Source organism: Pseudomonas sp. FG86 (genome assembly GCF_057808775.1).
In genome coordinates, this window is the sequence record NZ_JBMDIS010000069.1 from 22,896 (window position 1) to 35,555 (window position 12,660).

11 protein-coding genes and 1 pseudogene are annotated in these 12,660 nt (G+C 61.9%); 1 reads left to right on the forward strand and 11 read right to left on the reverse strand.

The features are described 5' to 3' along the window. Window positions 1-131: 131 nt before the first annotated feature. From ACODSV_RS28160 to ACODSV_RS28170, 3 genes are read right to left on the reverse strand one after another with little or no spacing between them, the layout of a single operon-like run. The gene (locus ACODSV_RS28160) at window positions 132-1,229 is read right to left on the reverse strand and encodes a DUF1513 domain-containing protein (protein WP_150054815.1); all 1,098 of its coding nucleotides are present in this window, start codon (window positions 1,227-1,229) and stop codon (window positions 132-134) included. 2 nt (window positions 1,230-1,231) lie between these two features. Continuing rightward, complete coding sequence (locus ACODSV_RS28165) at window positions 1,232-2,296, reverse strand: imelysin family protein (RefSeq protein ID WP_150054816.1); 1,065 nt, start codon at window positions 2,294-2,296, stop codon at window positions 1,232-1,234. A 31-nt stretch (window positions 2,297-2,327) separates the two neighbouring features. Next, window positions 2,328-3,755: a di-heme oxidoreductase family protein gene (locus ACODSV_RS28170; RefSeq protein ID WP_150054817.1), complete on the reverse strand. Its 1,428-nt coding sequence runs from the start codon at window positions 3,753-3,755 to the stop codon at window positions 2,328-2,330. Window positions 3,756-3,895: 140 nt separating this feature from the next. Here ACODSV_RS28170 and ACODSV_RS28175 point away from each other — a divergent pair, with 140 nt between their 5' ends. Continuing rightward, window positions 3,896-4,459 carry an NAD(P)H nitroreductase gene (locus ACODSV_RS28175; RefSeq protein WP_150054818.1) on the forward strand — a complete coding sequence of 188 codons (564 nt, stop codon included), beginning with the start codon at window positions 3,896-3,898 and terminating at the stop codon, window positions 4,457-4,459. Window positions 4,460-4,586: 127 nt separating this feature from the next. Here the strand turns inward: ACODSV_RS28175 and ACODSV_RS28180 are convergent, their stop codons facing one another. From ACODSV_RS28180 to ACODSV_RS28215, 8 genes and pseudogenes are all read right to left on the reverse strand, one after another. Next, window positions 4,587-5,342 carry a methyl-accepting chemotaxis protein gene (locus ACODSV_RS28180; protein WP_371858348.1) on the reverse strand — a complete coding sequence of 252 codons (756 nt, stop codon included), beginning with the start codon at window positions 5,340-5,342 and terminating at the stop codon, window positions 4,587-4,589. A gap of 102 nt (window positions 5,343-5,444) precedes the next feature. Further along, window positions 5,445-6,725 (reverse strand): annotated as a pseudogene (locus tag ACODSV_RS28185) (methyl-accepting chemotaxis protein); the annotation flags it as partial. A gap of 139 nt (window positions 6,726-6,864) precedes the next feature. After that, window positions 6,865-7,266, reverse strand: a complete 402-nt coding sequence (locus tag ACODSV_RS28190) for a YbaN family protein (protein WP_024077200.1) — start codon at window positions 7,264-7,266, stop codon at window positions 6,865-6,867. 172 nt (window positions 7,267-7,438) lie between these two features. After that, on the reverse strand, window positions 7,439-8,047 hold the full coding sequence (locus ACODSV_RS28195; RefSeq protein WP_150056017.1) for a biliverdin-producing heme oxygenase: 609 nt from the start codon (window positions 8,045-8,047) through the stop codon (window positions 7,439-7,441). A 133-nt stretch (window positions 8,048-8,180) separates the two neighbouring features. Beyond that, on the reverse strand, window positions 8,181-10,745 hold the full coding sequence (locus ACODSV_RS28200) for a TonB-dependent receptor (protein WP_150056016.1): 2,565 nt from the start codon (window positions 10,743-10,745) through the stop codon (window positions 8,181-8,183). A 116-nt stretch (window positions 10,746-10,861) separates the two neighbouring features. After that, window positions 10,862-11,827, reverse strand: coding sequence for a FecR family protein (locus tag ACODSV_RS28205; protein WP_190300986.1), 966 nt, complete (start codon window positions 11,825-11,827; stop codon window positions 10,862-10,864). Between the two features lie 77 nt (window positions 11,828-11,904). Further along, entirely contained in the window at window positions 11,905-12,423 is a 519-nt protein-coding gene (locus tag ACODSV_RS28210) for an RNA polymerase sigma factor (RefSeq protein WP_024077196.1), read from the reverse strand. A gap of 23 nt (window positions 12,424-12,446) precedes the next feature. Beyond that, window positions 12,447-12,660 (reverse strand): hypothetical protein (locus ACODSV_RS28215; RefSeq protein WP_489078368.1); only part of this gene is annotated, 214 nt, incomplete at its 5' end.

Consider the following 12,660-nt stretch of genomic DNA (forward strand, 5'->3'; position numbering starts at 1 on the left):
TAAGCCGAAAAATCCCCTTTGGATGAAGGGCATATAGCTATCAGAGGAAGGAAGCCTTTCTGCTTCTTGTAGGAATATACCCGCCAGGCAGTGCCGCCAGCGGGTATGTGAGCACTCTGCCGAGAGCGGCGTCAGATCAGGTGGAGATGGTTATCCCAGAGCCCAGCCGGCAACTCCAACGGTTTTGCTAGCAACTCTTGCTGGCGGCAATCGTAAAAGCGGCAACGGCCTTGGCCTGACGTGACGACAAACCCATCCGCCACCGCCCCGACACCGGCGCAGTCCGGCAACGGAGCGTCCAGGCGCAGTTCAGCGCTGTCGATGTCCCAGATAAAGAAGCGGTTACCCCGTGGGGCGGTCAATGCCACCAGGCGCAACTCACTGTGCACCGCGACGCTGGCGGTGTAATGACCCATTGCCTGCAACTGTTCATCCGCCACTGGAAACGCCACGAACGGTTGCCCTGGGCGCTTGATCGCCAGCAACTCGGAACGCTCCTGGGACGGCCCCATGAACTGTTGCCCGGTAAGGACGGTGCCATCACCGGCGATGCCCATATGGCGCACGCTGTTCATCGTCTGCCCGAGGGTTTCCTTGCTGATCAGCGTACCGTCGCGCTGCATCAGCACCAGGCTCGGTTCCATGGCATTGAGGTTCATCTCCACGCGGCTTTCGGCTTCGGTGCGAATGCCGCCGTTGGCGACGACCAGGGTTTCGCCGTCGGGCATCCACGACACCTGGTGCGGGCCGATACCGTGGGTGGATAGCTCACCGCTGTGCACCAGGCGCTCGCCTTCGAACCTGTAGACACCGAGCAGGCCACGGCCGGGGTCGGACGTGTCGTTCTCGGTGGCGTACAACCAGTCGCCGCTCTTGTGGATCACCGCATGGCCATAGAAGTGGCGATTGGCATGGGAGGTGACAGTCTGCAGCAGCGCGCCGTCGCGCAGGTCGATCAGGTAACTCTCGGTGCCCGGGCGACGGGCGACGAACAGCGCTATAGGCAGCGTCGGGTGGTTGATGATGTCGTGGCAGCGCTGGCCGACCTGGGTGGCAAACACCCGCTGGCCGTCCAGGCGATAGCCCACGGCGTAGTGCTTGCCGTCTGCATCATCGCGTGCCGACAGCAGCAGTGGGCCCTTGTCCTTTTGCTTGAACAACGTCCAGCCACCCAAGGTCAATGCGCTGAGCAGCAGGCTCCCCATCGCCAAAGCTTGTCGCCTGAGCATCATCAGTCACCGTCGTTGGCGTTAAAGCCCAGTTGGATGCCCAGCGCCTTGGCCAGTTCGCCTTCGTGCAGGCGGTGGACAACGTTGAGGCTGTCATAGATATCGTTAAGCTGCTGGCGGCCGGCATCATCGGCCAACAGTTCGTTCAGCGTGCGCTGGTTGCTGGCGAACAGTTTCAGGGTCGCGGCATACGCGGCGTCGATCTTGTCGGCCAAGGGTTTCTGCGCTGACGGCAAAAGCCCACGCAGGCCCTTGTTGTCGACCCCGACCCATACGGTCTGGGCGGCGGCCAGGCTGGCTTCCAGGCTTTGCAGGGACGATTGGCTGCGCCACATATCGGCCTGGAACGGTTGCGCAATGCCCTTGGTCTGGCGGCCCATCGGGGTGCCAAGTTTTTTCTTCAGGGTGTCCAGGGCGGTAACCTGCACACGCAACAGGTCGGCGATGGCTTCGTGGGAGTCGGCGTAGCGCTGGTTCGGAAACTTGCTCATCTGCGCGAGCATGCCGTCGGTGCTGTTCCAACTGGCCAGGATCTCTTCGGCCAGGGCTTTCTGGCGCTCGCCAATCGCCACCAACAGCGGGCAGTAACGGGCTTTCTGCGCGTCGTCGGCGAGGTCGGTCTTGGCGTCGTAAAGGATGTATTCATAGGCCGACAGGCCCTGCACCACTACGCTGGACTTGGCCAGGGCGGCCGCATCGATCTGTGGCTGGGCGCTGACCAGTTGCTCGACCTGGCGGCCCACCAGGTTTTTCTTGTCTGGCCAGAACTGCACCTGCCACGAACGGTTGCCCTCGGCCAGTGGGCCGATCAGCAGCGGTTGCAACTCGGCCCAGGCCTTTTGCGCGTGAAGGAAGTCGGCGCGCGCGGTATCCAGGCTTTCTTTGCCTTGGCAGTAGGCCAGGGCGCTGACGGCCAGTTGACGGTCGGCTTCGACCCAGCGGCTATACGTTGGCAGGATCACTTGCTTGGCGATCGCCGCTGAGGTCACGGCTTGCGGGTCTTGAGGCGAGCAGGCGCCGAGGGCGAGGGCGGCCAGGCTGGTGAACAACAACTTGGGACGGAACATGTCGAGCTCCCTTCTGTAATGGGGGTGACGCTTATAAAGAGTTCAGGAACGCCAGCAACGCAGCGCGCTGTTCGGCATTGAAGGACAACACATGCTGCTGCGCCGCCTGTGCTTCACCGCCGTGCCAGAGCACGGCCTCCAGCAGGTTGCGGGCGCGGCCGTCATGCAAGAACTGGGTGTGGCCACTGACGGTTTGCGTCAGGCCGATGCCCCACAACGGCGGGGTGCGCCAGTCGCGGCCGCTGGCCTTGAATTCGGTACGGTGATCGGCCAGGCCTTCGCCCATGTCGTGCAACAGCAGGTCGCTGTAGGGGCGGATCACCTGGTTGGCCAGTTCAGGTTCGGCGGCGTTGGCCGCCGTGGTGAAGGCCGGAGCATGACAGCCCTGGCAACCGGCCTGGTAAAACAGGTTTTTCCCGGCCAGGACTTGCGGCGCATTGACGTCGCGGCGTGCGGGCACGGCAAGGTTGCGGGTGTAGAACAGCACCAGGCGCAGGATATTGTCGCTGACTTCGGGTTCGCCATCGGGGCCGTTGCCGTTGGGCGCCTGTTTGCAAGCCACTTGGGCGTCGGTGCAGTCATCGAAGGGCCTCAGGGAGGTCGTGAGGCCCATATCACCGGAAAATGCGTGAACATTTTGTTGATTGAGATTGGGTTGCCCGGCTTTCCAGCCGAAACGCCCGAGGACGGTCTTGCGCTGGGCATCGTCCCAGACCCAATTGGCCCGGCCGACGATGGCGCCTTTGGCGGCGGTCTTCGGGTCGGTGTTGCGCAGGATATCCGCATCAGGGATGGCTTCGAGCAACCCCAGGCCGATCATCGGCGGGGCGATACGCGCGGAAACACGCGTATCGGGGTGCATCGGCCCGTAGCCGAGCTGGGTGATGCGCAGGTCCGGCTTGCGCAACTCGACCATGGTACCGTCCTTGAACGTCACATTGACCGGCGTGTAGTCGACCCGCACCTTGCCTTCCGGCACCACCCCAGGCACGGCCATATCCTGCAATTGCCCGCCGTAGACCGGCTCGGGCACGACGCCGAGCTGCTCGATCACCTTGGCGTAAGGCGGCGTATCCGGGATCGACAGGCGCACCAGCATCGACACCGCATTCGGCGCATCGGGCAACGGTGGGTGGCCACGGCCGTCCTTGATATGGCAGTTCTGGCAGGCATTGGTATTGAACAGCGGGCCCAGGCCATCGCGCGCGGTGGTGGTGGAGGGCGCGATCACCCAGGGGCTGCGGAAGAAACTGTTGCCGACGCTGAAATCCAGGCGACGGGTCGGCGCCAGGTTGGCCGAGGGCAGGGAGAACGCGTTCTGGTCGCGTTTGTTCACCGTCGTCGCGCCGCCGGCTCGTGCTTCACCGGGCTCGGCCTGGGTGAAGTGCGGGGCGTCGTCGCACGCGGTCAGGCTCAAGGCCATTAATGCGGCAGACAGGCGGAATAACAGACGGAACATCGAGTTTCCCGGACGAAGGCTGAAAATCAGGTCGCAAAGTCTAACAGGGCGGGGCAGTTTGAATAAGAGCAATTATCGTTTGATGGCATCCCGATTCATTCCCGTTAGAATGACCGCACATTTTTTTCTGGAGGTGGCCAATGCAGGCTCTCGACGCTTTGCTCAACCGTGTTTCCGTGCCGCGCTTGCTGGCGCCTGCACCGACCCAGGAGCAGCGCGATGTGCTGTTCGCCGCCGCCATGCGTGCACCCGACCATGGCCAGTTGCGCCCTTGGCGTTTCCTGACCGTCGAAGGCGCGGCCCGTGAGCAGATGGGCACGTTGCTGGCCGAAGCCGCGCGCCTGCAGGACCCCGACGCACCGCAAGCGCTGATCGACAAGGCCCAGAATGGCCCGTTGCGCGCGCCGCTGGTGGTGGTGGTGATTGCTCGCCTGCAGGAACACTTCAAGGTGCCGAAATCGGAGCAGTTGCTGGCGGCGGCTTGTGCAGCCCACGGCATTCTGCTGGCGGCCTATGCCCAGGGGATTGGTGCGGTGTGGCGCACGGGTGAGTTGTCGTACTCGGCCCACGTGGCCAAGGGCCTGGGGCTGACGGCGGATGAGGAAGTGATTGGCTTCCTCTATTTGGGTACACCGCAGAATCCGCCGCGTACGGCAGCTAAAGAAGACCTGACGCAGTTTGTCAGCGCCTGGACCGGTCTTTAAGGCAAGCAAGTGTGATCCAAATGTGGGAGGGGGCTTGCCCCCGATAGCGGTGTGTCATTTATAGATAAGTTGACTGACACTCAGCCATCGGGGCAAGCCCCCTCCCACATGGGTCCTGTTGTGTTTTTTAAACCCTGAACTGATCCATCAACTTCATCTGCTGGCTGGCCAATGCGTTGAGTTGGCTGCTGACCGCCGCCGACTCGGTGGCCTGTTCGGTCAGGGTCTCGGTCACGCTGCGGATCGCCGAGACGTTGCGATTGACCTCTTCGGCCACCGCGCTCTGCTGCTCGGCGGCGCTGGCGATTTGCAGGTTCATGTCGCTGATTACCGTCACCGCGTCGCTGATCTTGCCCAGGGCCTGCACTGCCTGATGGATCTGCCCGGCGTTGCTCTGGGCCTGGTGCTGGCTGGAGTGCATGGTCGCCACCACTCCTCGGGTGCCGCTCTGGATGCGTTCGATCACCAGGCGGATTTCCTCGACCGAGTCCTGGGTGCGTTTGGCCAGGTTGCGCACTTCATCGGCTACCACCGCAAACCCTCGCCCGCTTTCCCCGGCACGTGCGGCTTCAATCGCGGCGTTCAAGGCCAGCAGGTTGGTCTGTTCGGCAATGCTGCGGATCACTTCCAGTACGGAACCGATCTGCTCGCTGTTGACGGCCAGGGCTTCGACTTCGCTCACGGCTTTGCTGACTTCTTCAGCGAGGGTGGTGATGTCGCGGGTACTTTGCTCGATGATCGACATGCCTTCACGCGCCGACTGGTCCGCCCCGCGTGCGGCACTGGCGGCATTCGAGGCGCTGTTGGCGACGTCATGGGCGGTGGCGCTCATTTCGTTGGAGGCGGTGGCCACTTGGTCTATTTCGCGGAATTGCACCTGCATGCCTTCGCTGGTCTGGCGTGCAATGGCCGACGATTGATCCGCCGTACCGCGTGCTTCAGTGATGCTTTGCTTGATCTGCGCGATGGTCGGCTGCAATTTGTCGAGGAAGCGATTGAACCAGTTCACCAGTTCGCCCAGTTCATCTTTCTTGGCATAGGCCAGGCGCTGGGTCAGGTCACCGTCGCCGCTGGCGATGTCCTTGAGCATGGCGGCCACACTGTTGATCGGGCGGGTCACGCCGGTGGCGGTCAGCCAGATCAGCAGCAGGCCCAGCAAGGCGGCGACGGCGGCCACCAGCAATGCCTGGAGGGTGCCGCTGGCGCGGGCCTTGTCGAGTACGGCTTGCAGCTTGACGTTATCGGCCAGCATCACGCTTTTGGGCAGCTTGATCACGATGCCCCAGGCTTTGGCGTCGGCAATCGGCTTGACCGGGTACACGGCGCGAATGGTCCCGTCCTGTTCGCGGATCATGCGGTTATCGCTGGCCAGCAGTTGCACGATTTCCTTGCCTTCGGCGCCAAGGGTGTCGATCAGGTTCTTGCCGATCTTGGCCGGCTCGCCACTGTAGGCGGCAATCAGACCGGTGCTGGAGAGAATCTCCAGGTGGGCCGCACCGTTGAACAGGTCGTGCTGCGCGGCATCGGTGGCGGCTTGCAGGGTGTTGAGGGCGATGTCGACACCGACCACGCCGATCATTTTACCGTCCACGATCAGTGGCTGGGCGATGGTGGTCATCAGCACGGGTTTGCCGGCCACCGTATCTTCATACGGGTCCAGCAGGCACGTATTACGGGTGTCCCGTGGGCAGGTGTACCAGATGTTGTAGGGCGTACCGTTGAGGGTGAGGGTGGTCTTGTTCAGGTCATCCTCGACCATGATCGTGTTCAAGCCCTCGCCGCCGGCGCGGCTCCAGTAGCTGGAGAAGCGGCCTTTTTCGTTGGACACACGGGCCTTGTCATTGATGAATTCGCTGTCCTTGCCATCCAGGCCGTTGGGTTCGAACGACAGCCAGAAACCCAGCACCTTGTTGTTGCGCTCGAAGGCGGTTTTTACGCTCTGGTTGAGTTCTTCACGCAGGGCACCGGCCTCAAGGGAGCGCTTGGTCCCGAGGTTGCGCAGGTCTTTGATCTGGTCGGCCAGGGCGGTCAGGGCCACCAGGCTATCGCCAAAGGTCTTCTGCAACTGTACCGCTTGCTCCCCGGCCTTGGCCTGCAGCAGTTGTTCCACGCTGGCAGTGAGCATTCGTGAGCTTGAATCGCTGACCAACTGATCGTTCTGGTTGGTGTTGTAGATATTGATACTGACGACCAGCGCAATCACCCCCAGCAGGCAAAGGCCGGACAGCAGCACGATTTTCAGGCGGATGGAGAGGCTGATGAACATAGGCTTACTCGCGAATGAACGTGTTGGAGGGCAAGCAATTCAGGCCAATTCCATTCAGCGCTATGTCTGAAACATCGGCGTAACAAATCAATTCATGAGAGATAGGCGATAGGCGGTAGGAAAACGGCTACAGTCGGCGTCACACGGGCTGTGCGAGCCGTTCGGGGCGTGACCAGATCCACAGGTTGCCCAGGCTCATCCCGGCGATTGCGAGGTAGACCGGCCAGCCGTGATCCAGCATCACCAGCATCAGCCCGGCGCACAGCAGCATGCTGACGGTGGCGCTGAACTTGGCCCGGCGCGTGATGATCTTGCCGTTGCGCCAGTTGAAGAGGATCGGCCCGAACAGGCGGTGGTTTTCCAGCCAGGCACTCAGGCGTGGCGAGCTTTTGGTCGCGGCCCAGGCGGCCAGGAGAATGAATTCGGTGGTGGGCAAACCCGGCACGACAATCGCCACCAGCCCGATGCCCAGGCTGACGTAGGCCAGCAGGCCGAAGAGAATCTGCGCGATTTTCGAGGTGGATTGGGTTTTACCGGTCATGGTGAAGCTTTTCTGGGGGAAGGTTTACAAAAAAGTCCGCACTGAAATGCGATCAACAAGTGGGAGGGGACTTGCCCCCGATGGCGGTGGGTCAGTTACCTATTTGTTGGCTGATGCACTGCTATCGGGGGCAAGCCCCCTCCCACTTGTTGACCGCATTTCAATCTGGGGATCAGGCCAGTTCAGGGGCGCTAGCGTACGCCTGTTCCAGCAGCACGGTGAAGCGCACAAACGCATCCACCGCGCCTTTTTCCGCTGCGGCGTCTTCTTCGGCGCTCAATTGGAGCGTGTCGAGGGTACGGGTGAAGCGCTTCCAGCCTTCGGCACGACCGCCGGCCGGCTCACCGAGGTGGCGAGCACCGAAGGTTTCGCTCAGGCCCAAGCCCACGGCACGCTTGATCAGGAACGCCGCGCCCAGCTTGGAGCCTTCAGACACGAACAGCCAGCCCAGGGCTTCGGCCTTGCTCGGGTTGTTCACCGCGCCGGCAACCGGTGCAGGCACTTGCGTGTCCAGGTCGGCCAGGTCCAGCTTGGCCGCTTCGGCGCGGCAGCGTTCGGCCAGGTCGGGGATGATCTTGATCAGCTCGGCATCGTTGTACAGCGCCACCAGTTCCGACTGGAACAGGTACTGCGCGACCACGAAACGCGCGAAGTTGGCCTGGGATTCAAACGGGGCATGTGCCTTCACCAGCGCGTCGAGCCGGGTATGTGGCGCGTGGGTGATCTGGTTCAGGCGTTGGGAGCGCAGGCTTGGGCGTTCTGCGGTAGGAGAAGCGGTCATGAAAAAGTCCTTGAGAAGGGGAGCGCCTGTTGCCCTGAAGAGAGCTGTTATCAACTAGACGAACAAGAAGACGCGGCACAGTAAAAAATCCTCACCTCGCCGCTGACATTTCGACGAGGTGAGTCGGGTGTTGTCAGATATCCCAGATCACGTTGATCGCAAAGTTGCGACCGGGCTGGGTCAGGCGGTCGAGGTTGGCAGGGCCGGTCACCGCGGCTTCACCCACGCTGTCGTAGCTGCGCACGTCATCCCAGTTCCAGTACTTCTTGTCGGTGAGGTTGTAGAGGCCGCCGTTGATGGTCACGTCGTTGGTGACTTTGTAGAAGGCGGTCAGGTCGACGACACCGAAACCAGGGGTCTTGAAGGGGCCGCTGGTGTCGCCGTCCGGTGCGTGGAAGGTACTGCTGTCGACGCGATCCTGCTTTTTCACCAGGGTCCAGCTCAGCAGGCCACCGTAGTTGTCCTGCTCGTAGCCCAGGCCGAATACGCCTTTGAGCGGGTTGACGCTGTTCAGCGGTTCGCCGTTATCGTCGTTGCGACCGTAGGCATAGGACACCGAACCTTGGGTGTACAGGCCCTGAGGTGCACCGAACGCATCCAGGTTCAGGCGGCCTTTGGCTTCCGCGCCCTTGATGGTGGCGCGCTTGATATTGATGGCCTGGAACTGTTCGAGGGTGCCGCCGACAACGGCGTTGTCTTCGTCGATGAAGTCGCGGTACTTGTTATAGAACGCGGTGATCTCGAAGGAACCCGCGTCGAACTTGCCGCGAATCCCGGTTTCGAGACCCTTGCTGGTTTCCGGCTTGAGGTCCGGGTTCGGCTCGACGGTGTAGCCCAGGTTCAGGTTTTCAAAGCGGCCGTACAGCGCCTTGGCGGAGGGTGTACGGAAACCTTCGGCATATTGGCCGAACCAGGTGTATTGATCGGTCAGGGCGTAGGTCAGGCCAAACTTGGGCGTCACGCGGTGCCAGGTCTTTTCCTTGTCGCTCACGGGGTCGGCCCCTGTGGGGTTTACGGTATTGAGGAACGCCTGGGTCAGCTTGGGCTTGAGCTGGGTGTAGTCGTAGCGCACGGCGGGCAGGAAGGTCCACTTGCCCCAGGTGACCTGGTCTTGTGCAAACAGCGAATAGGTGTTGATGGTCGGGTCCGGGAAGTCGCTGGATTTATTCACGCTGTCACTGGCCATTGGGCTGGGAGCGCCCACGGCCGTGCAACCACTGCCGACGACCAGGCAGGTGGCGCTGCCTTCGCGCGAGCCGGTGACTTTTTGCTGCTTGAGGGTGGTGCCGTAGGTCACTTGGTGATCGGTCTCACCGAGGCTGAACGCTTTGTCCAACTGCGCGTCGAAAACCCACTGTTTTTCTTCGTAAAGCGTGTCGCGGGTGCGCAAGACGCGACGGCCCGATTGATAGATTTCGGCGGTGGTCTGGTCGGTCTTGGCGATCTGGTAGTTGAGGCTGGTCTTGATGCGGTCGGCAATCGGCGACTCAAGGGCAACGCTGTTTTCCAGGCCGAAACGTTCACGGGTAATGGTGTCGTTACCGCGACGATCACGGTAGAGGTTGAAGCCTCGGCCGCCGATGAACGGGCCGCCCACCGCGTTCTTCAGGTTGACGTCGCGATCATCCTTGTACTTCTCATACGTCACGCCCAGGCGGTTGTCATCGCCATAATTCCAGCCCAACTTGGCCAGCACGTTGGTGGTGCGCGCGTCCTCTGGGTTGGCGCCCGTGCGGGCCAGGCCGGTAGCGTTGTTGCCGTCGTAGGATTCGGTTTCATGGCCATTGCGCTGGCTCAGGTGCAACAGGCCGTCGAAGTCCTGCAAACGGCCGGCGACCGTGGCGGAGGTCAGCCAGCTTTCGTCGGCGGAGCTGTAGCCGGTTTTCAGACGGGCGCCGACGTCCTGGCCGGGCTTGATGATGTCATCCGGGTCAAGGGTGAAGTAACTCACCGCGCCGCCGATGGCACTGCTGCCGTACAGGGCCGAGGCCGGTCCGCGCAGGATCTCCACGCGCTTGACGATTTCCGGGTCGACGTAGTTGCGACGGGTCTTGGCGTAGGGGCCGTTGAAGAAGTTGTCCGGCACTTCGACACCATCCACCTGGGTGAGGATGCGGTCGCCGTCGATGCCACGGATGTTGTAGCCCGCGTTGCCGGAACGGGTGCCTGCGCCGCCCACCGAGACGCCGGGCTCGTAGCGCGCCAGTTCGCGAATGGTGTTGACGTTCTGGCGGTCCAGCTCTTCGCGGCCATGTACGCTGACGGTGCTCGGTACGCTGTTGATGTCCTGCTCATTACGGGTGGCGCTGATGGTCACCTGTTGCAGATTCAACGTGCTGCCCGCCACGCGCTTTTCCAGCACGATGTTGTTATTGCCCAATTTGCGGTAGCTCAGGTTGGTCCCCACCAACAAGCGCTCCAGGGCTTTTTCCGGTGACAGCGCACCGTGTACGCCAGGGGACGATACACCCTGGCCCAGCTCCGCCGGCAGGCCGATTTGCCAGCCGGTCACGCTGGTGAAGGCATTCAGGGCCGAGACCAGCGGCTGCTGCTCAATGCTGAAACGGTAGTTGCCGTGGCTGCGGGCAACGGGCTCGGTGGTCGTGGCGGCCATCACGGGCGCACCGGCCAGCAGGATGGCGACGGTCAGCAAGGACAGCACGGGCGAAGAAGACCGGCGGTTGAAACGAGAGGACATCGAGAGCGCTCCGGAGGTACGAGTCTTATAGTTGCGAACCGTTCCAAATAGGAGTCAGTTGCATTGGCTAAGACGAGACGTACTGCCGCAGGCTATCGAGTAAAAATAATTCTCATTTAGTTCAAGATCACCAGCGCCGGATATTCCGACAGCTTGGCCGAGGTGATGTGCGCCAGGGAACGCACCACGTCCAGCGGTTGGTCGAGGCGGTAATTGCCGGTGACGGCGATGCTGGCGAGCTTGTCGTTGGTGTTGACGATCCAGCCCGGGTAATAGCGGCGCAATTCGGCAAGCACTTCGCTCATCGGGCAGTTTTCGAAAATCAGCCGGCCCTGGACCCAGGCCAGGTCTTTGTTGGCATCGAGTTTGGCGGGCGGCCCAAAGCCCTTGGGGCCGATACGGATGCTTTCGCCCGCGCTCAAGCGCACACGGGCATCGTCGAAGGTAGTGCTCAGGTCGACATCGCCGCGCTGCACTTGCACCTGGGCTTCGCCATTGAGGTAGCGCACGGCGAAAGCAGTGTCGCGCACGCTGGCACGGACGGGGCCTGCGTCGATTTCCAGGGGCAGGCCCCGGCTGGGTACCACTTCGAAAAACGCCTCGCCCTGGTACAGGCGGGCGATGCGCTGATGATCCTTGATGCTGCTGGAAAACGCCGAGTTGGTATTCAGCAATACTTTCGAACCATCGTCCAATTGCAGGCGCTGGCGCTCACCTACCACGGTGAGATGGTCCGCCTGCAGGCGCACGGGCAGGTTGCTGAAACTGAACAACCCCAGCAGCAACACGGCAGCGGTGGCCAAGGGTTTCCAATGCGGCTGCAGGCGACGCCAGGCGCTGGGTTTGCGTGGCGCCGCCAGGGCCACCGCGGCACTGTGTACGGGAGCGCCACCCCAGGCAGCCTGCGCCTTCCCGAACGCGTGGACGTGCGCCGGGTCGCGGGCCAGCCACGCTTCAAACTCGGCCTGCTGCCCGGCCCGCGGGCACTGCAAGGCGATCAGCCAGTCCAGTGCCTGGTCCATAGCCGGGTCTTGCAACACCTCATCCGCCAGCTCATGGGGGCGCAGGTTATTCGGGTCCATCACGGTGTGCCTCGGGTCTTCGCCACGTTTTATTTATCTTTTCTACAGCCTTGGTCGACATTTCTGTCGGATGAAGCTTAAGGCTGATCCAGCCGTTCGGCCACACCTACGCAGATGGCCATGATCAATTTCAGTTCCTTTTGCACGGTGCTCAAGGACACGTTCAACTGATCGGCAATCTCCTGGTAGCTGCAACCGTGCAGGCGGCTGAGGATGAAAATCTGCTGCTGGCGCGCGCTCAACCGGCCAAGGCTGACACTCAAGTGTTCGAGCAATTGTTCGGCCTGGGTGGCGTCTTCGGGGGTGCTGATGGGGGCGGCGACGCTTTGCAGGATGTCCAGTGGCACATCTTCCTGCAGCGTGCGGGCCTGGACCCTGCGCGAGCGCAAGTGATCCAGCGCCAGGTTACGGGCGGTCTGGTAGACGAAGGGTTCAAGGTGGTCGATCGGCCGCTCGCTCAGGGCCCGGGTGACGCGCAGGTAGGTTTCCTGCACCAGGTCTTCGGCGGTGCTGGGGTTATTCACCATCCGCTGCAAGGTGCGTAGCAGAATCAGCCGTTGGCTGAGAAAGACATGGTTGAAGCGAGATAGGCTCACAGTGATACCTGACCGATTGGCAGTTAATGATAATGCTTATCATCAATGCAAATGGCAAGTGGCACTTTGCTGCAACACGGTGAACTCTGCAGACGCGCGCTTTTGTGGCGAGCGGGCTTGTTGTGCAGAGCGGGCTTGTTGTGGCGAGCGGGCTTGCCCCGCGTTGGGCTGCGTAGCAGCCCTAATAAGAACACCGCGTTTTTCCAGGCAAAACGCGGCGGCAGTTTTTGGGGCTGC